The sequence below is a fragment of the Acidicapsa dinghuensis genome, from assembly GCF_025685685.1.
Taxonomy (GTDB): Bacteria; Acidobacteriota; Terriglobia; order Terriglobales; family Acidobacteriaceae; genus Acidicapsa; species Acidicapsa dinghuensis.
This window is the reverse complement of the sequence record NZ_JAGSYH010000002.1, coordinates 327,044-351,366: the sequence shown is the minus strand read 5'-3', so window position 1 is coordinate 351,366 and position 24,323 is coordinate 327,044. Positions and strand designations below refer to the sequence as shown.

Sequence of the window (24,323 nt, the reverse complement as noted above, 5' to 3'; positions counted from 1 at the left end):
CGTGTCAGATAGAAAATTGTTTCGCGTTTCCAGCTGGTTTGTTTTCGAGCAGCTCAACTATGGCGGAAAGATTTTTGCTCTTCGCGATGTCGGAAAGCGACTTTCCCTCCCGAGAACGAAGGGAAGCGTCTGCTCCGTGTTCCATGAGCCATCGCACTGCTTCGAGTTTGTTCAGAGCGATGGCGAAGGCTAAGGGAGTGAACCAGCCTTCGGCATAGAGAGGAAACAAGGAATATTTCTCGAAATGCCGATTAATCGCTTCAGGGTCTTCTTGAGAGATCGATTCCATGCGGAGCAGGAGCGAGTATTCGATGGCATCAATGATGCTTACCGGCTCTAGCAGAATGCGATCGCGAACTGCTGTATGACCGGCGTAGTTTGCCCATCCGGCGGGTGTACCGTGCCACTTTGTCTCGCGGCGCTGAACATCGGCTCCGTGTTGGATGAGAGTTTCGACGGCGCTCATGTTGCCGCGAAATGCCGCTGCATGCAACGGGGTATAACCCCAAGTGGAATCGATGGAAGTAGTTGGGTTATCGCTGACATTGACATCGGCACCATAACGAATTAGCTGCTCTATGACACTTCCATTCGCGGACTCTGCGGCACGGACAATAAGAGTGGCCCATCGCCCATTTGGCTTCAGAGTGTCTGGATCGCGCATGAGGAGCCGCTGAATGTCCTGGGTGCGATTGAGCGCAATTGCGGCGGGTAGACGAACCTTCGCGCCATGGTTGAGGAGTGTTTGAGCCACCCCTATCTCGCCGCTGAAGGCTGCCTGATCCAGTGGTGTGAATCCAGCTTCATCGAGAGACTCGAGATTCGCTCCGAGATCGAGGAGTGCTTGCAGCGAGGAGGACTGCTTCTTGATCACGGCAAGATGCAGGGGGAATCGCCGCATCTTGGTGCCGTTCATCCGGCGCTCTAACTGTTCGGGGAAAAGAGAGACGATGCGCTGAATGGCCTCTGTTGCGCCCGTTGCTACTGCGGAAAAAATATTGTGTTGTGCGCCGTGTGCAAGCAGGTAGTCGACGGTCTCTTTGTCTGAGTCAAGATAATCCCACGCCGTTGCCCAGCCGATCACACCGAGCTCATGGTAGTCACCCTCTCCGATTGGATCGGCGCCATGCTCGATGAGCAGCTTGACGATTGGAAAGTGATTCTTTTCCACCGCGAAATGCAATGGGTAGGCGTTGTCGCCTTCACAGCGAATGTTAGGGTTGGCTCCGTGGTTGAGCAGTAACTCTACTGCTTCGGGCTTATTGCCGAAGACCGCCTGATGAAGGGCGGTGCGGACTCCAGAGCCTCCGACTTCGTTGATGAGCTCAGGGTGTGCCTGGAGCAGTGTTTCAAGGCGAGGTAAATCACCTTGGCCTGCGGCTTCACGGATCTCCGCAGCGGCTTGTACTGAGGCACCACTCTCTGGTTGAAGAACATGGGCGCGAAGCTTCGGCCATGATGCAAATCCATATTCGCATGCTACGACAAGTTGAGCATCGGCGAGAGTGAACTGGTAAGGCGTTGGTGTTTTTGCGAAGCCTTGACCCTGCGGGTGGTGCTCCAGCAGGCGGTTGATTGCATCGGCTGCGCCTACTTTGACCTCAGCGAGGTAGGCTTTTGCTTGCTTTTTCAGTTGTTCAAGATTGGGGCGGACAGGTAGTTGCTTTTTCATGGAAATCTCCTTTCAAGATGCGCCCGTATCCGCCTACAGGCTGAAAGAAGATCTTGGATGGAAAAACCGGAGACATGACAGGCGGGCTTAGCCCTTTCCGCGGACTGGATGCGCCCTGTGCGCTGCACAAACGCTAATTGCGATGATGGCCGAAGTCAAGAGTTCTCATAAGTCCTAAAGCGTGCGAGAGTTCACGCGAGTAAGGAGGCTTGCAATTCGGGGCAATTCGAGGCTAGAGTTGAAGTGTTCCTCGGCAGCCCTGCGGTTGGACCTAATCAGCGGGCTCTACCTGCACTCTCCTGCTCTTGAGAGCGTGTGGACGGAGGCGCATCAGGAGCACACCGGAAAGGTGTGCCTGCGCTTCGTCACCGTTTCGCACGGCTCGCCTTTCCCTGACGATGACAATTGCAAATGAAAAAGGAGAGCAGGGTATGAGCACGTCTTCAAACAACGCAGAGAAGGACCGAAAGATTAATTACATCGAGTTCACGACGACGAATGTGGCTCGCAGCAAAGAGTTTTATTCAAAGGTCTTTGGGTGGAGTTTTCAAGACTATGGGCCGGACTATGCGAGTTTCAGCGCGCCGGAGGCAGGGATTGACGGTGGGTTCCGGACTGGTTCGATTCAGGGTGCTGGGCGTACGGATGGTCCGCTTGTGGTGTTGTATGCGAGCGATCTGAGCGCTGTTGAAGATGCGGTTCGGGCTGCGGGAGGAACAATTGCGGTGCCGATATTTTCGTTTCCCGGCGGTCGGCGTTTCCACTTCAATGATGGTGCTGGGAATCAGCTTGCTGTGTGGTCGGAGTAACTGAGATGGATAGCGAGGCGCAGTTTGCGCAGCGACTGCGCCTCGCTTTTTGTTCAATTGACTCGTGAGGGCAGGCATGCGGGCTTGTTCTGTGTGAGTTCGTCGCGCACCAATCGCAGCCCGTAGACGCAGCGGTCGAACCATCCGGAGAGACGACGGAATAATGGTGCTTCGTCGGCGTATTCTTCCAGATCGAACTGGCTCACGATGTAGTAACTCTCTTTGCCGACTCGCACCAGATCCTCAAAGTTCTGCCGGCCATGCCGACGGCGCCATGGGTCCGTGGACTCTGGATACATGCCCGAAACAAACAGCGCGTAGTCGCCTATATATTTGCGCACTGCTCGTTCCTGATCAAAGGAGTTTGCGGTGCCGTTGACAGGATCGGAGGCTTGCACCATGTCGTCGAGAGAAAGAATCGGATGGCCTTGTTCATCGCGGACTTTATAGAGCTTGTCTGATTCGCTGAACTCGCAGAGCAAGCGGGCTACGTATTCAGTGATGACGTTGTCATGGATACCGAGTCTGCCGGTGTAGCTGTTACGAACCATCTGCTGGAAGAACGGTTCAAGCGGATGAGTTTGAGCCTGCATACACGCCTCCTTTGGCCTGGCGCCGGCCGGATCGCAAGCGCGAGAGCCACCCGTTTCACACACAAAATGAGTGCCGCGCCGCGTTCCAAGGAATTTGTTGAAACCCGCCGCAGCAGATTTACCTTGTGTTAACACTGAATTTATCGGAGAGATTCGCAATTGCAATCACACGAAGCGCAAAATTATTGACACTAAAGGTTCATGCGTGCGAACAGATTCTTCAGGCGTGATGGCTTTGGCAGATTCCACCGTTGCATTACGAAACGTGCGAAGGCGTACGGAGGAAATACTGTTGTCTGCGATAGCATTTGTCATGCTTGCGATTCCAACAACTTGGCTTGCGGCCCAAATCGTCAATGGCAGTAACGTTCGTTCTTCGGCAACTGAAAAAGTCAAACTTGACGATGCGGAGTCTGCTGGAAGTTCGAGTGCAGTCACCTCACGTGTCGAACTCCGCTCCAAGTTAATCGTTGTTGGTTTTGTTGGTGGGCGTGTGAGAGCAGACAACGGAGTTCATGGCGAGGTTCAGTTCAGTCAGGCTTTGCAAGAGAGCTATGGAGCCTCTTTGGATTCCTTTATCTTTTCCAATCGAGATGGTGAGCGTGCGCTTCGAGGAGTTCTGGAGAGGTTGGACCGCGATCATGATGGCGCTCTCAGTGATGAGGAGAAGATGCGGGCGCGTATTGTGCTTTATGGGCATAGCTGGGGAGCTTCCCAAGCGATCACGTTCGCGCGGCGGCTGAATCAGCTTGGTATTCCTGTGTTGCTTACAATTCAGGTTGATAGTGTTCGCAAACCCGGCCAGAACGATAGCGTCATTCCATCGAATGTTCGCAGCGCCGTGAACTTCTACCAGAGTGATGGATTGCTTCGCGGCAGGAGCCGTATCGTTCCCGCAGATCCTGAGAAAACATCGATATTTGGCAATTTCCGGTCGAGCTACAAGAACCGCTCGGTTTCGTGTAAAGGATTCCCGTGGTACGCAAAGGTCTTTATGCGCCGCCATATAGAGATTGAGAACGATCCGGCAGTGTGGAAGCAGATAGAGGCGATGATTCTCGATCAAATCGGCTCCGCTTCATGAATATGCGGGGCATGCATGCTCTGCTGCTGACAGCATCGAATCATCGGACAAAATAAAAGGCGACCTCGAAAGGCCGCCTTTCTATTCATGCCTGGTCACATAGAATTAGCTGGCAGCTACACCTTCCAGCTCGACGAGGCGCTTTGCCAGCAGGTCTTCAAGTTTTTCGAGAGCCTGCGAGAAGCCTTCGATGCCTTCTTTGAGCTTGTCGGTCGCCATGCGGTCATCGGCGTGCATCTTGATGAAGGTTTCGTGATCGACAACGATTCTCTGAATATCCATTGCCTTGGCTTTTTCTGGATCGAGCTTGCGAGGCAGGTCTCCTTGGGCGGCTGCGAGCTCGCCGAGCAGGTGTGGCGAGATGGTCAGCAGGTCAGAGCCCGCGAGTTCCTTGATTTCACCAATGTTGCGAAAGCTGGCACCCATGACGACCGTCTTATAGCCGAATTTCTTATAGTAGTTGAAGATGGTGGTGACGGACTTGACGCCGGGGTCGTCTGCGCCGACATAGTCCTTGCCGGTGTCTTTCTTGTACCAGTCGAGAATACGGCCAACGAACGGTGAGATAAGGGTAACGCCAGCATCTGCGGCTGCGATGGCCTGATGCAAGCCGAAGAGCAGCGTCAGATTGCAGTGAATGCCTTCCTTCTCAAGCACTTCCGCGGCTCGGATACCTTCCCAGGTCGAGGCGATCTTGATCAGGATGCGCTTGCGGCTGACGCCTGCTTGTTCGTACTGGCCTATAATCTCGCGGGCCATGGCGATGGTCTTCTCGGTGTCATAGGAGAGACGCGCATCGACTTCGGTAGAAACGCGACCTGGCACGATGTCCAGAATCTTTCTGCCAAAGGCGACGGCGAGACGCTTGAAGGCGAGATTAGCAATAGCTTTCTCGTCTGAATTGTCTCCGAGCTCTTTGCGTGCATCCTGCAATACGCCATCTACGATGGCTTGGTACTGAGGCATCTGGGCTGCGGCGGTGATGAGGGAAGGGTTGGTCGTTGCATCCTGAGGGCGAAATTCTTCCATCGCCTCCATATCGCCAGTGTCGGCTACGACCACTGTCATTTCACGTAGTTGCTCTAGTAAATTCTTCGACACAAAATCCTCCAGCGGGTGGAATCGGCTTGTTTCGCGCTTGGCGGTGAAAGCAAATCAGTGCGTTTGAGCGCCGGAACGGGAAGTCCTCGCCTCAAAGTTTACCCCTGTTTGGATGCCCCGGCACAGAATCTGGTGGCATAAACTCTCGTGATTTGGGCGATGGAGTTATCGCGTCCCGAAATCGGATGTGAGCCGGATATGCTGATCGGCTTAGCCAATCCGGCTTAACCGATGTCTGGCTGTACCGGATTGGAGAGCGTTCCGATTTCAGGAATGCTCACCTCTACTACGTCTCCAGCCGCGAGTGGGCCAACTCCGGCGGGTGTTCCGGTCAGGAGCAGGTCACCGGGCTCCAGCGTCATGGCGGCGGTGATGTATTCGAGAAGTTCGGGCAGCGTGAAGATGAAGTCTCTCGTTCTGCCCTGCTGGCGTAGCTCTCCATTTACGTGCGTATTGATGGTAAGTGGGGCGAGTGGATCCAGTCCTGTTTCTACGAATGGGCCGACCGGACAAAATGTGTCGAATCCCTTGCCGCGTGTCCATTGGCTCTCCTTCTTTTGCAGGTCGCGGGCGGTTACGTCGTTCGCGAGCGTAAGCCCATGAATGTAAGGGCGGACATCTTGGCTGCGACAGAACTTGCGGACGCGTTTGCCGATGATGAGCGCCAGCTCACCCTCGAAATCAACTCGCCGAGAAATGGATGGGAGCACGATCGGAGCGCTGGGCGCGAGCAGGGATGAGGGAGGCTTGAAGAAGAGTAGCGGTTCGGTCGGAACTTCGTTGCCCAGCTCCTTTGCGTGGTCACGATAGTTGCGACCGACGCATACGATCTTGGAAGGGGATACGGGAGCGAGCAGTGTGACTTCGCCGAGGCGAACAGGCGGCAGCGCAAGTGTTTCGGGATTGGCTGATTGCCAAGGAGATTCGGCGAATTCAACGATCGAATCTTCACCATTCTCTTGCGTTACTAATCCCCATTTGGGGCCATCCTGGGTGAGAAACCGGCAGTATTTCATCTCTACTCCAACTTCTTCTGTTTGTTAAGTTTGCAGATTGAGATCCTGGTTATTCTGCGGGCGTAGATTCTTTGGCTTCCGCAGAACGCTTGCTTTCATGGCCGATTAGGTCGATGGCGCTGACAGCGTAGCGATATATATGGCCTTTCTCTGCAGTCAAATCACGGTATGCTGGCCCGATGACCGGAGCAGGGCCGGAGACGCGCACCCAATCACTATCGCCGGTGGACCGGTATACGATGTAGCCCGCAAGGTCTGGTTCAGTATCCGGCTGCCATGAAAGATCGATGGCATGTTGCTCTGGCGCGTAGACTGCGACAAGTTCCTGAGGAACCGCAGGCGGAAAAGTGTCGATTACGTCTACCTTGATCGGTGCAGAAATTGGACCGTCCAACTCAAAGGTCTGTTTGCCATGCGGCTCATCGAGTGTAACCTGAACAACGCGTTGAGCCGTGTATTCATAGCTTTCGCCGAAATGTGCGGATGTATCGAGAGCGCCTGTTTGCTGGCCTGGATCGGAAGGTGGAGAGAGCAGGTCACGTAGCACGGGCTCCTGTTCCGTTTGAGTGATGCCGCTTTGGGGCCTCTCTTTGACCTTGCTAACTGTCAATAGTTTGCGATGAAGGCGTACATCTGTAAGATGATCGGCTTCGTCTCCGTTTTCCCAATGGAATGCCACACCGTTGGCTCTTACTTGAGCGGAAAGACCTGATATCGGCCCGGGTGCCTGACCAGCAAGAACGATCGCTGCATTGGATGGGCCTGCAGACTTACCTTTCGGACTGAGAAGTTCGACGAAGTAGACCAGTTCCCGCGGAGATCCTTGGGAAAGAGCGGCTGGCAAAGGATCGTGAAATTCTGTCTCGGCACGCGGGGAATCTGACGCATGGCCTACCGGAGTGCATGCCTGCGCGGCAGATTCCCGGCGGCAAATGGATATCGTGACAGGACCCTGAATAAAAAGGTGGTCTGTCGTTTTGCGTGGCATGGTCCAGTGCAGAGTGACATCATTGCCGGCTCGCACCGCAGTCAGGTTGCTGACTGGCTCGGGCAGCTTCAGGGAAGGAGGTTGCGGAGCGGCGGGAGTTCCACAGCCACTGAGCAGGAAGCCTGCACAGACTATGCAAGCTGTCAGGATGATCGGAGCGACGCAACAGCGGTCACCCCGTTTTCGTCTCAGCACAGTGGACATCCGTTTCAGTCTAACGGACTTTGTCTGACCGACTTTTGTCGGAGGGACGTTTTTGCTACTGGAGCAGCGTAGCTAAGGCTCGATCGAGAGTCGGCAACTGGAAATGGAAATCAGCATTAAGGAGTTTTGTGGGAGACACCCTCGCGCTTGCCAGCAGCGCCTCATCCGCCATTTGTCCGAAGGCTATGCGCAACCCCAAGGCTGGAGCTGACATAAACGCAGGCCGATGCAGGGTAAGCGCCAATTGCTTAGTGAATTCCGCATTGGTGACGGGATTGGGAGCAACGATATTGACTGGGCCTGAGAGAGCAGATCTTTTCAGGAGAAAGAGTACCGCCGATACGAGGTCTGATTCGGTTATCCAGCTCATCCACTGACGGCCATTACCGAGTGGGCCGCCAAGACCAAGCCGAAAGACGCGAAGCATTTTTTGCAGGGCACCGGCTTCTCGCGCCAGGACGATTCCGGTTCGCAGGTGCACGACGCGGATTTCAGCATCAATGGCCGGCTGCGTAGCGGATTCCCATGCTGCGCACAAGTCGGGGAAAAAGCCTTGTCCAGACGGGGAGTTTTCATCGAGGATTTCGTCTCCGCGGTTGCCGTAAAAGCCGATGGCCGATGCGGCGATCAAAACTTCGGGAGGATGCTTGAGGCGCGCCAGTGTTTCAGAGAGGACGTGGGTGCTGCGCACCCGGCTTTCCCAGATTTCGCGTTTATAGGCGCTGGTCCACCTGTGGTCTGAGATGTTTGCTCCGGATAAGTGAATTGCCGCGCCGATGCCATTCAGGCGCTCAGGGGCTTCGATTTCAGATTTGTCGGGGGACCATTGGATGGAGTTGGCGTCAGTTTTTCGTTTTCGCGTCAATCTCAGAAGGCCGATTCCCTGTGATTCGATGGCGCGGGCTATGGAAGAACCCAGCATGCCAGATCCGCCACTGAGCAAAATCGGGCTATGCGTCTCGAGTGAATATGGTGAAGGCTCGATCTTACGTGCATCGAATTCATTCATGGGTATTTTGTCTTCTCGATTGTAGATGCGGGATTTGACATTTACTGTTCCGTCCTGTAGGAAAAAGTTTTGATCTGAACAACATTTTCAGGATTTATTGCATCCACTGCTGCATAGGAATGTACGGCTATGAATGAATCTGCAATCCGAACAGAATCCGTAATGACTTCTCAAGTTGATTCCGAGACTGCCGAGCAATTTATTGCCGAAAAGCACATTGGAGAGCGAATTAAACGGCTGCGCCTCAAGAAATCGATGGGACTGGTGGAATTAGGACGTCATACGGGCCTTTCTGCGAGTTTCCTGTCCCAGCTTGAAACGGGCCGAGTCGTTCCGACATTGCGAAATCTGGCGCGGGTAGCGATGGTGTTTTCGAAGGATCTCTCTTATTTTTTTGAGTCGGAACCACAGTCGTTGTTTCGAGTACATCGCAGAAAAGATCGCGTGCGTCTGCCACAGACGGGTGTGGACGATCCAACATATTTTTTTGAAAGCCTCGGCTATATGGTTCCTGACCGTCTCATGGACCCCTATTTTGCCGAGTTTGTGCCGCATACGAAGAATCAAGAGGTGCGGCCGCATGTGCACCCTGGCTACGAATTTCTTTACATTCTCTACGGCGAACTGGAGATTCGTCATGGAGATCAGGTGACTACGCTGGAGCCATCGGATTCGGTATATTTTGACGCGAGCACGCCGCACTCTTATTTTTGTTTTGGCAAGTCTCCAGCAGGGGCGCTCATTGTTACGATGCATCAGCCGCCTGCGCCGCAACCCGCGATGCAGCTCCGCCCTCTTGGAACAGCAATTCCGGGGCGAAATCTGCCCGGTACCCCTGTTCGGGCGGCGGGCGGGCAGAATAGCGCGATACAAAACGGTACGACTCAGTCTTTGCCGTCAAAGCCTGGAGCCAGCATGAACCGCTGAACGGCGTCTTTGCGAGATGTTGTATCGGTTGCCTTTTAGCTTCGATTAGTGATGGGCGAAGTAGGTCAGTACCTCGACCCAGCTGATGACACGGTCAAATCCCTGCGCGTGCATGTTGTGTGGAGCGGAATAAAGCACCCCCGTGCCCGAGAAACGCATGAGATTGCGCGGCATGTCGTCGATCAGAAAATCTGCCTTGAGGATGCTTTTGTCTCCGCAGAAGACGAAATGAGTGGGTGGCAGAAAAGGGAAGTGACGGAGAAGCCAGCGATATTTCGCTCCGAAGGAGGTTGGCACGGACATTGCCTGGGTGGCGACGAATATTTCAAATCGTTGCGATAGCTCACGAAGAACCGATTGCGAGCCGGGCATGACGGGAAGGTCTTCGAAGAAATCCTCAGCGTGGAGAATTTGCCGGAGTGTTTCCTGCCGATCAACGGAGACGACATCCCAGAGTGCTTTTCCACTCAGATCGGTGGCTGCGATTTCCTCGTCGTAGAAAGCGTTGTAGCGGCGAAGATGCTCACTGAGCGTATCCGCCATGACTTCGTCCATGTCGACGCAGATTCGTTTCAAGGTTACTTAGACTCCTGTACGGCGCTGAATGCTGCTGCCACCCAATTCGCCGGCGGTTGCGCCGGGCTTTACGCTTTGAGGAGATTTGGCGGGAGCGGACGGTTCCATAGCTGGATCATAGTAGAGGATTCGCCTGCAAGTTTCGCAGGGCAATATGGTGCCGTCCCGGAGCTGATTCCAGACCTGCGGGCGGATGCCCATGCGGCAGCCGGAGCATTGCTGGCCTTCGGCGCGAGCGATGCCTGTGCCCTTAGTGGAAGCTGTCCGATCAAATTGGGCGAGTAGGTCAGAGGTAATCTTTGGACGCAAAACTTCGCGCTCGGCGGTAAGCGACGCAATCTCTTCACGGAATTCGAGCTCCTGTTCGCCGACACGTGCACGAATCAGGCCAAGCGTTTCGGTCAGCTTGCCTTCCAGCGTGACGGCATCGGCACGCTCCTGATCCATGCGCTCAGAGGCTTCCATGCTGACAAGCTCTTCATCTTCAAGTCTGCCAATCTCTTTTTCGGCAAAGCCAATCTCGTGCTCCAGGGCCGTCGCCTGGGTGGTGTTTGTGGCTGTATCGAGCTGCCCACGAAAACGCGCGGCCTTGATCCTATGGCCGGCAATCTCAAGCTCGTAGTTGGCACGAGATAACTCTTCACGTTTGAGCAGTGCATCCAGTTCGGTAAGGCGCTTGCGCCCATCACTCAGCAGCTTCTCTGCATGCGCAATGTCTGAAGGAAGTTTCTTGAGGGCGGCTGTCAATCGAATACGTTCCAGTTCGATTGCCTGTAACCGGACGAGAAATTGAGTTTCTTCCGAGAGCTTCTCCATGAGTGGACAAAGTGTAACAAAAGTGCCCGTGCATCGCATCCAACGTATGAGCTGAGGCTGAGTTGAGCGTTAGAGATCGTGACTCATTCTGAACTGGCGAACGACATCTGCCGGATCGCGGTGCTGTCCATCGACCGCTTCGTTCATGCTCTGCATATCGGATGCAGTGATTTTGCCAGCCAGCGCTTGAAGCGCCACGCCAATCTGAGGCCATCGCTGCAACGCATCTTCGCGAACAAGTGGAAAGGCTTGATACGGCGGAAAGTAATGCCGGTCGTCTTGAAGAGCGACAAGCCCGAGAGCCTGTATAGGGCCATCGGTGGAGTTGGCGGCTATCATATCAACCTGATGTTGCTGCAGCGCGCGATAGAGAAGCCCAAGATCCATGGTGCGTGGTGGAGCTGCGAACTTCAGTCCGTAGACTTTGGTTAGCCCTGCTAAGCCGTCAGGGCGTTGCTCGAATTCATACCCAACGCCAAGCCGCCATTGTGGTGTATATGTGGCAGCTTGGCTCAGCGTTTGCAAGTGAAGGCGGCGTGCGTCGTCGCCACGAATGACCATCGCGAAGGTATTCTCAAATCCCAGCGGTGGTCCGGCATTGATTTGGTATCGAGAGTTATAGAGCTGTTTTATCGTGTTGTAGACTTGGTCCGGGTCATGATTCAAGGGCTGCTTGAGGATCGCAGTCAGCGCTGTGCCGGCATACTCTACATACGCGTCAATACGTCCGGAGACGAGCGCCTGCTGGCAGATATAGCTGCCGGCCAGATAGAAACGACGCTCCACCTTGAGGCCAGACTTTGCCTCGATTTCCTGTGCAAGCAACTCTCCAAGGACTACCTGCTCTGTGAAGTTCTTCGCGCCAATAACGGGATGCGAAGGCCGTGGCGGCGCGCAGGAGGTCAACAAAAGACAAAGCGATGCTGAGATGGATGCTAAGAGTCTCATTGTGCAGGCGTCCGCAATTTTCGCTCAAACAAACCAAGGACAGCGTCGGCTGCCAGCGCCAGGAGCGCTGCTGGAATTGCACCTGCCAGCACGAGGCGGTTATCGACCGAAGCCACGCCGCGAAAGATCAACTCGCCGAGCCCGCCGGCACCCACAGCTGCGGCGATGGTTGCAATGCCGACACAGGTTACTGTTGCCGTGCGAAGCCCTGCGAGGATGAAAGACGCTGCCAGTGGCAGCTCAACTTTGAAAAGTCTCTGCGTCCCTGTTAGCCCGAGAGCGCGGGCAACTTCAAGAATCGCGGGATCGATGCTTCGGATACCGGTGTATGTATTGCGGAGTATCGGAAGCAGTGCGTATGCGGTAAGTGCTGCGATGGCGATGCGGGCGGCACGTTCGCCAAGCCAGGGGAGGGGGAGTAGAAACCCGAACATGGCGAGCGAGGGGATGGTCTGAAGAATATTCGCGATGGTGATTATCGGATTGGCCCATCGCGTGGCGCGCGTCAGCCAGATGCCTGTGGGGATCGCGATCACAGATGCGAGCAGCATGGCTGCTGCAGTGAGCCAGAGATGTTCGAAGGTCAGCTCGGCGATCTGTCCTCCGTATTGAGAGAGGAATTGATTCATGCTCGGTCCTCCCTGGTGCGAATTTGACCTCGGCTTGCAGCACGGTTGCGCTCACCGCGATGAAATGCACGCACATAGTCAGCAACGTTTTGTTGTTGCGACTGCAGGAACTCTGCCGGAGTCAGATCAGCTACCAGATTGCCGGTATCCATTAAAACGATTCGGTCGGCTAGATAGAGGGCCTCGTCAAGATCATGCGTAACCATCAGGACAGTCGTGCGTGTCTGGGCTGCACGAGACTTGAGGAGTTGCAAAAGCATATCCTGCATCTCAATGCGAGTTAAGGGGTCCAGTGCTCCGAATGGCTCATCCATCAGCAATGTCGAGGGTTTGGCGGCGAGAGCACGGGCAATGCCAACACGTTGCCTTTGGCCGCCGGATAATTGGTGCGGATATCGCGCCGCAAATTGATTCGAATCGAGTCCGACGGCATTGAGCAGTTCGTGACTGCGTCGAATTCGCTCTGTTTTTGGAATCCCAGAAGATTCGAGCACTGTGCCTGCATTACGCTCAACAGTGAAATGCGGAAAGAGTCCCGTTTCCTGTATGACGTAGCCTATGCTGCGGCGCAGTGCGATGATATCGACCGACTGAACACTTTGGTTGCTTACTCGCACCTCTCCGGATGTCGGCTCGATCATGCGATTGACAGTGCGGAGGAGTGTTGTTTTGCCCGATCCGCTTCGGCCAAGAATGGCCGTGACCGAGCCTTCTTCAATGGATAGCGAGATGTTGCTCAGCAGGGCGCGATTCTGCTTGGTGATGTAGCTTATATCGCGGAATTCGATTGCCGCACTCATGCCGTCCTCAGTGTAAAGCCACCTGTGCTGGGGGCTTACTCACTTATTGCGCAGACGGAGATCCAAAGAAAGCATGGCTTGCACGTTTTCCTGATGATTTCCATCGCCGGACGATTTCATACACGATAACTGTGGCAAAAGTAACGGATATCCAAACAAAGATTTCTTCGATGGGAAGATTGCTCCAGGCAGCGATGTAGATGCCGACCATCTGAGCATCCTGAAATCCCCACCAGTGATATGGCACGCCAAGAGTTGCTTCCCACAACAAGCTGATCAGCAGAATGACGAGTGAGGTAATGCTGAAGGCTCGCCAGTTAATCACGGGCATCGCAGAGGGTAATAGCGCAGCCGACGGGCCTAGCGCTCCGGCGATTAGGAACAGGAAGTATTCAGGAAATCCGGGCGATTTTACAAAAGCGAGGCGAAAGATGACGGCAGCAGCAGCAAGGACGATAGCGAGGATTAAGGACAAGGGATGAAAGCGCAGAAGCTTTTTGAAGTCTGTGCGGGTGCTGGAATCGACGGAGACGGAGTAGGCCTTGAGCCAATATTCATCGAGCCAGATATAAATCAGTAAGACAGCGACGAATCCGGTGAAGTAAAAAACGTACTCTTCTGCCGGGACGCCACCGCCAAGTGCAGGAGCCGTCCATCCCAGTGTGGCGGCGGGATTCGAATAGGTGAAAAAACGCCGGGCAAAGAAAAAATCAAGAGCTGCGCCGATCGGAAACAAAAGTCCGATCGTCCAGTTGAAGGCCTTCTGCGATATTTTCACTCCTTCACGTGGCAGAAACCACAGCGCAATGGCGGTGATCGGGACGATGAACAAAAGAAGGCTGACGGTATATCCGTAGGGGGACGGGTTTGCGATTGAGGTTTCTACCGAAGGTGCAATTCGGACGCAATGCAATGTCAGTCCGGCGGGCACGGCGATCATCGCTAGGATGGACAGAGCTGTCCAGAATGCCGAAGTGGCTGGCTTGGTAGGTTGAGTCCGAGAAGACACGATCATAATCAACCGCCGGAAAGATTGATCTCGATTGGGCCACTATAGCACCACAACCCAACTTTGATACGTATCGACGTATTGTTTCAGTTAGTTAATGCCGGGAGAGATTCGTGGCATCTTCCGACCTTTGAACCAGCTTCTAAATCCTTTCTCACATGAGTGCTGCCTCTCAGGCGATCACGCAAACCGACCGATCGCCCACGCAGATGTCAAGCACGTCATGCCTGGCGCTGTCTGGAAACCAGGGGGCCAACCAGCAGCAATTGCCTGACGGTAATGCTGGCGACATTGATGGAGATGCTGGTACCCCTTCGTCATGAGCCTGACGGTTCCGATCATCTTCTTCATGACCAAGGCCAAGGGCGGCCGGGGTGCGGGTGGCCACTAACTTCTAGCTTTGGCGGATGGGCCGGTCTGCTGCGTTACACTTCCCTCGTACACACTGCACAGACGTAGCTTTAATTTCGGACCAGTGTGCGCTGTTTTATCTTTCGCGAGGGGGCAACGCATTGATCTCCACCACCATTCGTCTTGGAATTTCCTGCGCCGTGCTGACTGGCGCTTTTTCTTTTGGAATTGCCTGTATTCAGCCTAGCTATGCGCAACAGGTATCCCCTGCAAAGACGCTTACAGTCGAGGATATCTATGCGCACGGTACGATCGGAGGCCGGCCTCCGCAGGGATTGACGTGGTCGCCCAACGGAGAACATCTGACGTATCTCGATGGCGGAGAACTGATCGATCTCGATCCAGGAACAGCCAAGTCTCATGTCATGGTGAGCCGAAGCAAGCTCACTTCGCTTTCTACAACAGCGGCGAGTGAAAAAGACAGGGATCACCGTCAGCGTTATGGGATGGCGAGCTATCTTTGGTCGCCTGACTCTGCGCGTCTACTGTTCGATGCGAACGGGAGCTACTGGCTTTACGACCTGAAGACGGGAACGGGACTAAATGTCGGATCAAGTGGTGCGGGTTCTGGAGATGATCCGAAGTTCTCTCCAGACGGGCGATTTGTTTCTTTTATCAATGACAACGGCACAGAGCATGGACTGTCGGTGATTCGTCTGCGTGAGCCTGGCTCGCCTACGAATGCTGTTGCGACGACCGCAAATGCGGCAGTTTTAAACGGGAAAGTGGATTGGGTCTATGAAGAAGAGCTTGATGTGCGGAGTAATTATTTCTGGGCGCCTGACTCTGCGCATCTCGCATTTCTGCAGATGGACGAAAGCAATGTTCCCCAATACCCGCTAACCGATTGGATTCCACAACATACAACGGTCGATATGCAGCGGTATCCACAGCCGGGAGATCCAAACCCAGCGGTGCGAGTTGGAGTCGTAGGACCGATGGGAGGTAAGGTGGTTTGGATAAAGTTGCCGGCCGATCAATTCAAGCCCGGCGACGACTATATTCCACGCTTTGGCTGGATCGATCGTAAATATGTATGGATCGAGACGCTGACCCGGAATCACAAACATCGCAATATTTACTTCGCTGACGTTTCAAATGGAAATGCGAAATTGATGCTGGCGCAGCAAGATGACAAGTTCTTCGATGAGAAATACGATATATCGATTGCGGATGGTGCGATTGTTTTGTCGAGCTGGCAGGATGGGCATGAGCATCTCTATCTATATGGCTACAAAGCAAATAATCCTCTCGATGGACAGGCAACGATGGTGCGTCAGCTCACCAAGGGAGATTTTGATGTAGATGAGGTGCTGAGAGTTGATCATACCAGCAAGACAGTTGTGTATACGTCCAATGAAGGCGCCCCACTGGATCAGCAGATATGGATGGTGACTTTTGACGGCGAGAAGACAGAGGTCACTACTGCTTCAGGAACACATCAAGGGAGTTTTCCGCCGCGCGGCAATTTCTTTGTAGATCGGTTCAGTAATCGCATGACGCCGGAATCAGTGAGCCTATGCCGCGTCGGGGGGGCATGCAATCTTTTCTGGTCTACGCGGGCCTATGAGCTCTATCGCCTAAGAGCGCCCGAGCAGTTCGAAGTAAAGACATCGGATGGCATAAGTCTGTATGCCACGATATTGCTGCCGGAAGGGAAGTCGGAGCAGCATAGTGTGCCGCTCATATTGAATCCGTACGGTGGTCCGGGCCCGATGACGGTGTCGAATCATTTTGGCGGTGACGGGTTTCTTTTCGACGAGTTATTGGCTCAGCATGGTTTTGCGGTTCTACATACAGACAATCGTGGAACGGGACGACGCGGCCGTGACTTTGCGCAGTTTGCTTATCACAACTTCGGTCCAATTCAGCTACAGGATCAATTGACCGTAGCCGATGCTGCGCTCGCGAAATATCCGCAACTAGATCCTAAGCGACAGGGATGGTGGGGTTGGAGCTGGGGTGGGACTTTCACTCTGTATGCCATGTCACATTCGGATCGTTTCCGTGCTGGTGTCTCGGTTGCTCCTGTGACCGATTGGAAGAACTACGATTCAATTTATACGGAACGCTACATGAGCGAGCCCGGAGATTTTCCCGATGGCTACAAGGATTTCTCCGTTGTGAATTCAGCAACGAACCTGCATGGTCATCTGCTTCTTGTGCATGGTACAGGAGATGACAATGTGCACATGCAGAACATGGTGCAGTATGTGCAGCAGCTCATTTTGAATAACAAGCCATACGATCTGCAGATATTTCCGCGCAAGACGCACAGCATTGCAGGTACAGAGGTGCGGCCATTTCTCTTCAACCGGATCTTGCAGCAGTTTGAGACCTATCTCATGCCGGTTACGGACGAGACGGGGAAATGATTCTGAATCGATAAAGTGCGCAGTTAGTGCCAGAGCGCATGAGCCAATTGCTAATACTTAAACAAGCTGAGAGGGATTGCCTCGCCCATTGCTTTGTATCCGGCAGGCGATGGGTGCAGATGATCACCGCAATCGAAGGGTGGCAACAGGTGATCTGGTGACTGCGGATCGCGAACCACCTGGTCGAAATCAATGACGGCATCGAAGTGGCCTGGAGTTCTTATCCATGTATTCACGGCTTGCCTGTCGGCTTCGCTCAACAGGCCGGGGTGATAGTAGGTTGAGCCAACGTACGGAGTGATGGATGCGCCGATTACGCGGATTCCATGGGCATGTGCGCGATCGATGATCTGCTGATAGGCCGACAGCACGCGCTGCACCATGGCGTCGTGCTGCGATTTTGGGACTTCGTTGATGCGGGCCACGCCGCCCAGGTCGTTGACGCCTTCAAAGACGATGAGCCAGCGAACACCTGCAGGCGCGAGCACATCGAGATCGAAGCGGGCTAGAACATTTGGGCCGAGGCCATCGGTGAGCAGATGATTGCCGCCTATGCCTTTGTTTACCACTCCGATATTGTGAGTCTTTTCTGAGGATTGCAGCTGTGCCGCAAGCACGTCCGTCCAGCGGTCGTTGCCGTTAGTGGTTGCTCCATGCCCATCGGTGATGGAGTCACCCAAGATTACGATCGAAGCCGGTTCCGAATTAGTTTGCACGTCGATTTCGGAGATTTGGTACCAGTGGTCGATATGTCTGGCTTCCTTCAGTTCGGGCGCCGAAACCGAATCTCCGTGCACATAATATGTGGTTGCGCGCGACCCGGGATGACCCGTTTCTTGCGCAGGGGGCTCGTCAAGATGAAAAGTGATGGCGAGGTCGGAGAGCGGGGTAACTTGCATTTTTACTGGGTCCGAAATAAATTCCGCTCCGGGGGGAATCATCACGCTCGATTTTCCTGCAAATGTGAGAGCCTCGTCTGTTGCCGGATCAATTGCAGAGGAGCTTGGAGAGGTTGCCTTGGCGATGTGTACCGCAGTGAATTCAAGCGCTTCTGTACCGAATTCATTTGACATATGTACGCGAAGCTCCGAGCCACCGACGGAGATATGCACTATCTGACGTATGGTTGCATCGCGCAAATCCGCTTTCGGAAGAGCATTCTGCGATTCAGGGATTTGCTCCGAAGTACCCCAGGTTGCGACCCATGCCGACGAATGTGGTTTAGCCACAAGTACCGTTGGAGCCATTGCGGCAGCAAGCAGCAATGAAGCGAGAAAAAGCTGTCCAGTTCTCATACGCACGGTTTAGTATGTACCCCGAAATAAATCGGCTGGAAAACAGACCAAGCATACCATTTTGGAGGCCATACGTGCGCATTCGGTTTCGTACTTACCTTAGTGTTTGCTGCATCGCTTGCCTGTTTGGGATGAGTCAGATTGCTTCTGTTCAAGGGCAATCTGCGCCTCCGCCAGTTACTTTTACGTCGGAGCAAGACCACCAGAACATGATGGATCAACTGGGTATTGAGGCTTTGCGTCCTGGACCGAGTGGCGATGAGAAAGCGCCTAACCACGCGAACTATGACGAATCGAAGGCCAATCCATATCCGAACGTGCCCGATCCTCTCACGATGAACAATGGCCAAAAGGTTAGGTCGGCCAAGATGTGGTGGGATCAGCGTCGGCCCGAGCTGGTCGAGATGTTTGAGAAGTATGTCTATGGCCGCGTTCCCAAAGATGTGCCGAAGGTGACCTGGTCTGTTACTGCAGTCGATCATGAACGGCTGGGCTTCAGTCCGGTTGTTGCTAAGGACCTGATCGGAACGGTCGACAATTCTGCCTACCCGCGGATCAGCGTCAAGATACACATGACGCTCGTTACGCCTGCGAATGTGAAGGGGCCAGTCCCAGTGTTGGTCATGTTTGGAAGGGCTGGATTTCCCGCTCCGAACGAGCCATCACAGGAGGAGTTCGAACGCTTAAATACGGCGCTAAAGACGTTAATGATCCAGCAGGATCCTTCGCTGCAGCAAGTCTTCGAGAAACATCCTGCGTGGGAGCCGATGAAGGCAACCCCATTTCAGTTTCCGCAGTTGAACGAGGATGGCGGCCTGCCTAATGCATGGCAGTTGATCGCGGCTGGCTGGGGATTTGTGCTCCTTGATCCGACGAGTGTGCAGGCGGACGATGGCGCAGGCATCACGCGTGGCATCATTGGTCTGGTGAACCACGGCCAGCCACGCAAGCCCGAAGACTGGGGTGCGCTGCGTGCGTGGGGATGGGGAGCGGGACAAGCACTGGATTATCTGGAAACCGATCCGGCAGTGGACGCGAAGCATGTGGGTATTGAAGGCGTTTCGCGTTATGGCAAAGCTGCATTGGTCACGATGGCATTCGATCAGCGATTTGCGATGGTGCTGGTGGGATCGTCAGGCAAAGGCGGGGCTACGCTGTTGCGCCGCAACTGGGGTGAGGCAGTCGAAAACCTGACGGAGGGGGAGTATTACTGGATGGCCGGAAACTTCATGAAGTACGGAGCCTCGAAAGCCAAATTTGGAAGCATGAATCCAGGAGACATCCCTGTCGATTCCAACGAGTTGATTGCGCTATGTGCGCCGAGGCTAACGTTCATCAGCTATGGCATTCCAGAGAAAGGCGACGCTCGCTGGCTTGATCACGAAGGCAGCTTTATGGCAACGGTCGATGCTGGGCGGGTTTTCGATTTTCTCGGCGTCAAAGGAATCGATGTGGAAGGAGACTACAAATCGGCGAAGATGCCGCCGGTCAATGATGGGCTGCTCGATCATGAGCTGGCGTGGCGTCAGCATGATGGAGGACACACCGACGCGCCCAACATGAAGTACTTCATCGAGTGGGCTGACAAATTTATCGGACACAATCCGTAGTAGCTCAGTTATGGCTACGCGAGAGGAATTGTCAACGCAGTACGTCGATGTATGCACGGATACCGCTGGTGAGGATCTGAATGCCGATGCAGAAGGAAATGAAGGAAGAGAGGCGCATCAGCACGGTGGTTCCGGACTTGCCGAGCAGGTCCGCCGCAGGCTTTGCCCAGCGATAGCAGATGTAGACGATGGCGCAGGTCACGATCGTGCCCAGCAAGGATGAGATCAGAATGCCGGGAGATATAAACGAGCGCACATGGAACTCGGATGGAAGATGCGCGCCCAATGCGACTGCGACAGAGATGGAGCCGGGCCCGACCGTGATAGGCAGCGTATAGGGATAAAACGCCTGAGCGAGCACGGCTTCTGGATTTGGCATAGCTGCGCGATCTTTCGATGCGTCTTTGTTCAGTAGCAGCCAGCCGTTGGCAGCAACGATCAGGCCGCCACCAATTTGAACCGAGTATAGCGAGATGCCAAAAAACGAAAGAATCTTGCCGCCGAAGAGCATCGATGCGATCAACAGCACGAAGCTGTACATGGTGATGCGTTTGGCTAGCTTGAGTTGCGTGCTCGCATCGACATTTTGCACCATCGCCAGATAAACGGCAGCGCTGCCGATCGGGTTAACGATGGGGAAAAGCGCCGCAAGCACCAGGATGGATGCCTGCAGGACGAGAAGCACCTGGTTGTAGATAGTGTCGAAATGCACCTTGCCTACCCTCGACCTATTTGAGCCGGAATATGCGCTTCCGGCTCATCAAGTCTAAACGCAACAGGTTGCGCCTGCTTAAGAGGCTCGTGTCACAAGAGTATCTGCTGCCAGCGAGCGTAGCGCAGGCACTGTAGCCTTGCGCGGACCACGCTTGCGGGCGCTCATCACGCGAATGCGCTCCACCAGTTCGGCGGGCGAGCAGCAACCTTTTGAGAGAAAAGCATCAGCGCGATGCGGGCGCTCACCGGCGCGGACAGTATCGCTGGTGAGAATCATTGGCACCTCTGGGGAAATCTCTTTCAGGTGTCCTATGAGGGCATTGCCGTCCATCTGGGGAAGACCTAGATCGGTGAGTACGAGATCGACTTGCCGGGATGAGAAAAGAGTAATTGCTTCCTGTCCGTTGATGGCTGTCAGAACGCGATAGCCACGCGTTTCCAACATGAATTTTCGTACGGAGAGAGTCTGCTCGTTGTCGTCTACGCAAAGGATGGTTTTCTTGGGGCGCATGGGGATTGACGGTACTCCTTTGGATGATTCGCTGGATGCGGCGCCGACTCATGTGTAGAGTTGGTGGGCATTGAGTCAATGGCGACCACAGCTGCGACTCGTGCGAGCAGATTGGCAGATAGGTGCGCTGTTCGTGGGACAGGGATATCCTCTCTGCGTCAGAACGCGCTTACCGCCTTGCCTATGTCTGGAGTGCGAACCAGTTCGATGCTGCGGCGACTGGAATTTGAGACAAAACTTCCCGAACGCAGAATTGCGCTGAAAATTATCAGTGAGCAACTCTGCTGGAAGTGATCTCGCTTTCCCGTCAGAATTCAGTTGTGAGTAAAAACCAAAGGCAGCACACCGTTCGCAATTTCCTTAGAAGAATCATCGAGCGAGACCTTATCGCACGTGCGCCCTGATTGCGGGTGGTCTATGCGGGTTTCTTGCGATGCTGGTTCTTCTCTTTCAATAACTGCTGGATGTCTGCAACGCTTTCCGAGACTAAGGGCGTCGGCGTATTCGCGCAACAGCGAAGAAGAGGTGAAATGAACATGTGTGTAACGTTGAAAACTCCGTTCGAATTCTCTAGGTCCTCTATTCGCAATGCGTTGCCAATGTGAAAGCCTGTTGAAAGCATGTGCATCACGGCAGGAAAAGATGCCCGGATGCAACCGGAATAGTGCTGCCTCCAACTCGTACATCTGTCACCGAGGAATTTTTTGTTTCGTTGGATGTGTCGAGGTTGCGTTTCGCGCTTAGATACAAGTCGCTTGGACGGCTAATTTCAACGCCTTGCCGCACGTGAATTGTTTGTCGTGAATCGACAATTCCTTTTCCAACGAGATAGCTGATTGCGCATCCGGCTGCTGATCCGGTAGCTGGATCTTCACCGCCGTTGAACTGCATGCGAGCTCGCCACAATGGCATGGCATCGGCCTCGTCGGATGGGTTCACAGGTTCGGGGGCGAGTACGTAAAAGCAGCGTGCTCCTCTCGCGCGCAAGTAGGCGGTGGCTTCATCCTGCCGCACCTTGAGCTTTGCCAGAGATGCAGCAGACCGAAGCGGAACAATCGCAAACGCGGTTCCTGTTGAGACGATCTGAACAGGATGATGCGGATCGAAGTCTGACACAGAAAGCCCTGTGAGCGATGCCACAACATCAGGGTCGAGCACTTCACCAAATTCTGGATCGCGTTGCGTCATTTCGCCACGAGCGGGCCATGGTTCCTGTTGTTTCGAATTGGTGAAGCGTACGGGTATGGTGCCGACATTGAGCGCGAGACGTACAGTTTCGTTCTCCATTTCGTTATCGATGCACTCGGGTGCAATTGCTCTCAGCAGGCTCGCTGTGCCAAGAGTGGGGTGTCCTGCAAATGGCAGTTCTTCTTCGGTGGTAAAAATGCGCACGCGCACGCCGTTGCGTTTTTCGGTCGTCGGATCGCGGCGCTGAATGAAGGTTGTTTCCGACAGGTTCATTTCGCGGGCGATTGCCTGCATCATGCCGGTCGCTATACCGTGCGAGTCAAGAACAACTGCCAGAGGATTTCCCTGCAGTTTTTCCGTTGTGAATACGTCGAGCACGAAGTACTCAAGCCCCTTTGGTCTATGCAATGCAGCGGTCACTACTTGACACCCCCACGGTGACCTCTCTAGTCTACGTATAATCCTGATGAAGAGGGTTGATCTTCACTCAGCCTTGATTCGGCATCCAATGAACCTTCGTCTTGCCAATTCGCTCTGTCTCTGTTGCGGTTGCCAGCGAGTGCGCATGGCGGGCAGGTTCTAGAGGCATAGGTCAAGCCTCATGTAACCCACCCGCTCCCAAGCGAGGTGGGTTTTGGCGTTTCAGGGCAATGAGCAATTGAGTGAAGAGTGAATTCAAACAGGTATTCCAAATGAGCACCGGTGGCGAAGCGGCTAACGCGCTGGTCTGCAAAACCAGTATTCGCGGGTTCAATTCCCGCCCGGTGCTCCAATCCTTCTTGTTTCGGTTTGTTTAAATTCTATCCAAAGGCCGCGACTACCAAGATTCATTGCATCGTGTTCGCTACCCCAGTTCATCTATTCCCTCCAGGAGGCCAGCATGGCAGAGAAGAAAGTCGCGTTGATTACCGGCGCCAACCGCGGCATCGGATTGGAAACGGCAAAGCAATTAGGTGAGCAGGGAGTGATTGTCGTGGCGGCGGCCCGAACGCTGAAGGCTGCCGAAGAGACTGCGGCGAAGCTCAAGGCGCTTGGTGTGGAGGCTTACCCGCTACAGCTTGAAGTTACGAGTGCTTCAGATCGCGTCGCTACGGTGAAGTATCTTGAAGAGAAGTTTGGACGTCTCGACATTCTGATCAATAATGCCGGTGTGAATGGCAAAGAGGGGCTTGTTCCGATGGTAAGCCAGGTCGAGGACTATGAGCTCGAACGGATCTTTTCCACGAACCTGTTTGCAGTGGTTGCTTTGACGCGCGAGCTTTTGCCTCTGTTGAAGAAGAGCCCTGCCGGCCGCATCGTAAATCTTTCCAGCATCCTCGGATCGCTTGCGCTGCATGCGGATCCATCCAGTCCCATATACCACTTCAAGTCATTCGCTTATGACGCATCAAAGTCTGCTTTGAACGCGTATACGGTGCACCTGGCATGGGAGCTAAGAGACACGCCGATCAAGGTGAACTCGGCTCATCCTGGTTGGGTCAAGACAGATATGGGTACAGATGCCGCGCCTATGGAAATCCCCGACGGGGCAAAGACCAGCGTGGCTTTAGCGCTGTTGGGGACCGATGGGCCTAGTGGCCGCTTCATTCACCTAGGGCAGGAACTTCCCTGGTAATCTGTTGGAGCTGTTGATTCGCGGAACTGAATCAAAAGACATGAGAACGCGGAGATTTTTACCGAATCTCCGCGTTTTTCGCGAAGGTTAATCCTTCCGAAAGCGCAGCAAACGTTAAAGCGCAATGAGCGGCCGCGGCAGCCGGTCAAGAGAGCGATCGAGAAATGTCCGCATGCGTTTGGCCTCGTGTCGCTGCACAGCTATCATGCGGCGATGACGGCGAATGTGATCTGGGTCTTTGAGGAAATGAAGAGCTTCCTCGTCTGCTACAGCATCTCGTTCCAGTCTGGCGATCCGCTCTTCCAAAGAGCGCCGAAAGCGCGGACTTATTTCATAGATATAGGGAAAAAGTTCAGGGCTCATTTTGCCTCTTGCTGATACTCAGAACAATTCCAAGACTAAAACTAATCATGGAATTGTTCT

Annotated in this window: 23 protein-coding genes and 1 tRNA gene; 7 read left to right on the top strand and 17 right to left on the bottom strand. The window is 54.1% G+C overall.

Features of this window, described 5'->3' with window-relative positions; translation table 11 throughout:
* Positions 1-4: 4 nt before the first annotated feature.
* Complete coding sequence (locus OHL22_RS04975) at positions 5-1,672, bottom strand: ankyrin repeat domain-containing protein (RefSeq protein WP_263333881.1); 1,668 nt, start codon at positions 1,670-1,672, stop codon at positions 5-7.
* A gap of 431 nt (positions 1,673-2,103) precedes the next feature.
* On the opposite strand from OHL22_RS04975, the gene OHL22_RS04970 reads away from it, so the two are divergent.
* Complete coding sequence (locus OHL22_RS04970; protein WP_263333879.1) at positions 2,104-2,481, top strand: VOC family protein; 378 nt, start codon at positions 2,104-2,106, stop codon at positions 2,479-2,481.
* 53 nt (positions 2,482-2,534) lie between these two features.
* Here the strand turns inward: OHL22_RS04970 and OHL22_RS04965 are convergent, their stop codons facing one another.
* A complete protein-coding gene (locus tag OHL22_RS04965) occupies positions 2,535-3,074 on the bottom strand; it encodes a hypothetical protein (protein WP_263333876.1) in 540 nt (179 codons plus the stop codon).
* 97 nt (positions 3,075-3,171) lie between these two features.
* On the opposite strand from OHL22_RS04965, the gene OHL22_RS04960 reads away from it, so the two are divergent.
* On the top strand, positions 3,172-4,158 hold the full coding sequence (locus OHL22_RS04960) for a hypothetical protein (protein ID WP_263333874.1): 987 nt from the start codon (positions 3,172-3,174) through the stop codon (positions 4,156-4,158).
* A gap of 105 nt (positions 4,159-4,263) precedes the next feature.
* On the opposite strand, the gene OHL22_RS04955 is transcribed toward OHL22_RS04960, so the two are convergent.
* From OHL22_RS04955 to OHL22_RS04940, 4 genes are all read right to left on the bottom strand, one after another.
* Positions 4,264-5,259 carry a transaldolase gene (locus OHL22_RS04955; protein ID WP_263333872.1) on the bottom strand — a complete coding sequence of 332 codons (996 nt, stop codon included), beginning with the start codon at positions 5,257-5,259 and terminating at the stop codon, positions 4,264-4,266.
* Between the two features lie 224 nt (positions 5,260-5,483).
* Positions 5,484-6,275 (bottom strand): fumarylacetoacetate hydrolase family protein, encoded by a 792-nt coding sequence (locus OHL22_RS04950; RefSeq protein WP_263333868.1) that lies wholly within the window; start codon positions 6,273-6,275, stop codon positions 5,484-5,486.
* A 49-nt stretch (positions 6,276-6,324) separates the two neighbouring features.
* On the bottom strand, positions 6,325-7,458 hold the full coding sequence (locus tag OHL22_RS04945; protein WP_263333866.1) for a fibronectin type III domain-containing protein: 1,134 nt from the start codon (positions 7,456-7,458) through the stop codon (positions 6,325-6,327).
* A gap of 64 nt (positions 7,459-7,522) precedes the next feature.
* Positions 7,523-8,476 carry a TIGR01777 family oxidoreductase gene (locus OHL22_RS04940; protein ID WP_263333863.1) on the bottom strand — a complete coding sequence of 318 codons (954 nt, stop codon included), beginning with the start codon at positions 8,474-8,476 and terminating at the stop codon, positions 7,523-7,525.
* Positions 8,477-8,638: 162 nt separating this feature from the next.
* Here OHL22_RS04940 and OHL22_RS04935 point away from each other — a divergent pair, with 162 nt between their 5' ends.
* On the top strand, positions 8,639-9,403 hold the full coding sequence (locus OHL22_RS04935) for a helix-turn-helix domain-containing protein (protein ID WP_263333861.1): 765 nt from the start codon (positions 8,639-8,641) through the stop codon (positions 9,401-9,403).
* Between the two features lie 45 nt (positions 9,404-9,448).
* Here OHL22_RS04935 and OHL22_RS04930 read toward each other — a convergent pair whose 3' ends face one another.
* The 6 genes from OHL22_RS04930 to OHL22_RS04905 form a co-directional block, all read right to left on the bottom strand.
* Positions 9,449-9,979 carry a 5' nucleotidase, NT5C type gene (locus OHL22_RS04930; protein ID WP_263333859.1) on the bottom strand — a complete coding sequence of 177 codons (531 nt, stop codon included), beginning with the start codon at positions 9,977-9,979 and terminating at the stop codon, positions 9,449-9,451.
* Positions 9,980-9,985: 6 nt separating this feature from the next.
* Positions 9,986-10,795, bottom strand: coding sequence for a zinc ribbon domain-containing protein (locus OHL22_RS04925; protein WP_449489624.1), 810 nt, complete (start codon positions 10,793-10,795; stop codon positions 9,986-9,988).
* A gap of 69 nt (positions 10,796-10,864) precedes the next feature.
* The gene (locus tag OHL22_RS04920; RefSeq protein WP_263333854.1) at positions 10,865-11,743 is read right to left on the bottom strand and encodes a glycine betaine ABC transporter substrate-binding protein; all 879 of its coding nucleotides are present in this window, start codon (positions 11,741-11,743) and stop codon (positions 10,865-10,867) included.
* A complete protein-coding gene (locus OHL22_RS04915; protein ID WP_263333852.1) occupies positions 11,740-12,372 on the bottom strand; it encodes an ABC transporter permease in 633 nt (210 codons plus the stop codon). The genes OHL22_RS04920 and OHL22_RS04915 overlap by 4 nt, the downstream gene beginning before the upstream one ends.
* Entirely contained in the window at positions 12,369-13,172 is an 804-nt protein-coding gene (locus OHL22_RS04910; RefSeq protein ID WP_263333849.1) for an ATP-binding cassette domain-containing protein, read from the bottom strand. The genes OHL22_RS04915 and OHL22_RS04910 overlap by 4 nt, the downstream gene beginning before the upstream one ends.
* Before the next feature lie 43 nt (positions 13,173-13,215).
* Entirely contained in the window at positions 13,216-14,187 is a 972-nt protein-coding gene (locus OHL22_RS04905; protein WP_263333846.1) for a hypothetical protein, read from the bottom strand.
* A 506-nt stretch (positions 14,188-14,693) separates the two neighbouring features.
* On the opposite strand from OHL22_RS04905, the gene OHL22_RS04900 reads away from it, so the two are divergent.
* On the top strand, positions 14,694-16,967 hold the full coding sequence (locus OHL22_RS04900) for a S9 family peptidase (RefSeq protein ID WP_263333844.1): 2,274 nt from the start codon (positions 14,694-14,696) through the stop codon (positions 16,965-16,967).
* Between the two features lie 50 nt (positions 16,968-17,017).
* Here OHL22_RS04900 and OHL22_RS04895 read toward each other — a convergent pair whose 3' ends face one another.
* The gene (locus OHL22_RS04895) at positions 17,018-18,262 is read right to left on the bottom strand and encodes an SGNH/GDSL hydrolase family protein (protein ID WP_263333843.1); all 1,245 of its coding nucleotides are present in this window, start codon (positions 18,260-18,262) and stop codon (positions 17,018-17,020) included.
* A gap of 209 nt (positions 18,263-18,471) precedes the next feature.
* On the opposite strand from OHL22_RS04895, the gene OHL22_RS04890 reads away from it, so the two are divergent.
* Complete coding sequence (locus OHL22_RS04890; protein ID WP_263333841.1) at positions 18,472-19,872, top strand: glucuronyl esterase domain-containing protein; 1,401 nt, start codon at positions 18,472-18,474, stop codon at positions 19,870-19,872.
* 31 nt (positions 19,873-19,903) lie between these two features.
* On the opposite strand, the gene OHL22_RS04885 is transcribed toward OHL22_RS04890, so the two are convergent.
* From OHL22_RS04885 to OHL22_RS04875, 3 genes are all read right to left on the bottom strand, one after another.
* The gene (locus OHL22_RS04885; protein WP_263333838.1) at positions 19,904-20,584 is read right to left on the bottom strand and encodes a MarC family protein; all 681 of its coding nucleotides are present in this window, start codon (positions 20,582-20,584) and stop codon (positions 19,904-19,906) included.
* 78 nt (positions 20,585-20,662) lie between these two features.
* Positions 20,663-21,097 carry a response regulator gene (locus OHL22_RS04880; RefSeq protein ID WP_263333836.1) on the bottom strand — a complete coding sequence of 145 codons (435 nt, stop codon included), beginning with the start codon at positions 21,095-21,097 and terminating at the stop codon, positions 20,663-20,665.
* A 627-nt stretch (positions 21,098-21,724) separates the two neighbouring features.
* Entirely contained in the window at positions 21,725-22,663 is a 939-nt protein-coding gene (locus tag OHL22_RS04875) for a PhzF family phenazine biosynthesis protein (protein ID WP_263333833.1), read from the bottom strand.
* A 318-nt stretch (positions 22,664-22,981) separates the two neighbouring features.
* Between OHL22_RS04875 and OHL22_RS04870 the strand changes: the two genes are divergently transcribed.
* Both OHL22_RS04870 and OHL22_RS04865 read left to right on the top strand, forming a co-directional pair.
* Positions 22,982-23,057, top strand: a tRNA-Cys gene (locus OHL22_RS04870).
* Between the two features lie 108 nt (positions 23,058-23,165).
* Positions 23,166-23,900: an SDR family oxidoreductase gene (locus OHL22_RS04865; RefSeq protein ID WP_263333831.1), complete on the top strand. Its 735-nt coding sequence runs from the start codon at positions 23,166-23,168 to the stop codon at positions 23,898-23,900.
* Positions 23,901-24,014: 114 nt separating this feature from the next.
* Here the strand turns inward: OHL22_RS04865 and OHL22_RS04860 are convergent, their stop codons facing one another.
* Positions 24,015-24,263, bottom strand: coding sequence for a hypothetical protein (locus OHL22_RS04860; protein ID WP_263333829.1), 249 nt, complete (start codon positions 24,261-24,263; stop codon positions 24,015-24,017).
* Between the last annotated feature and the right edge of the window lie 60 nt (positions 24,264-24,323).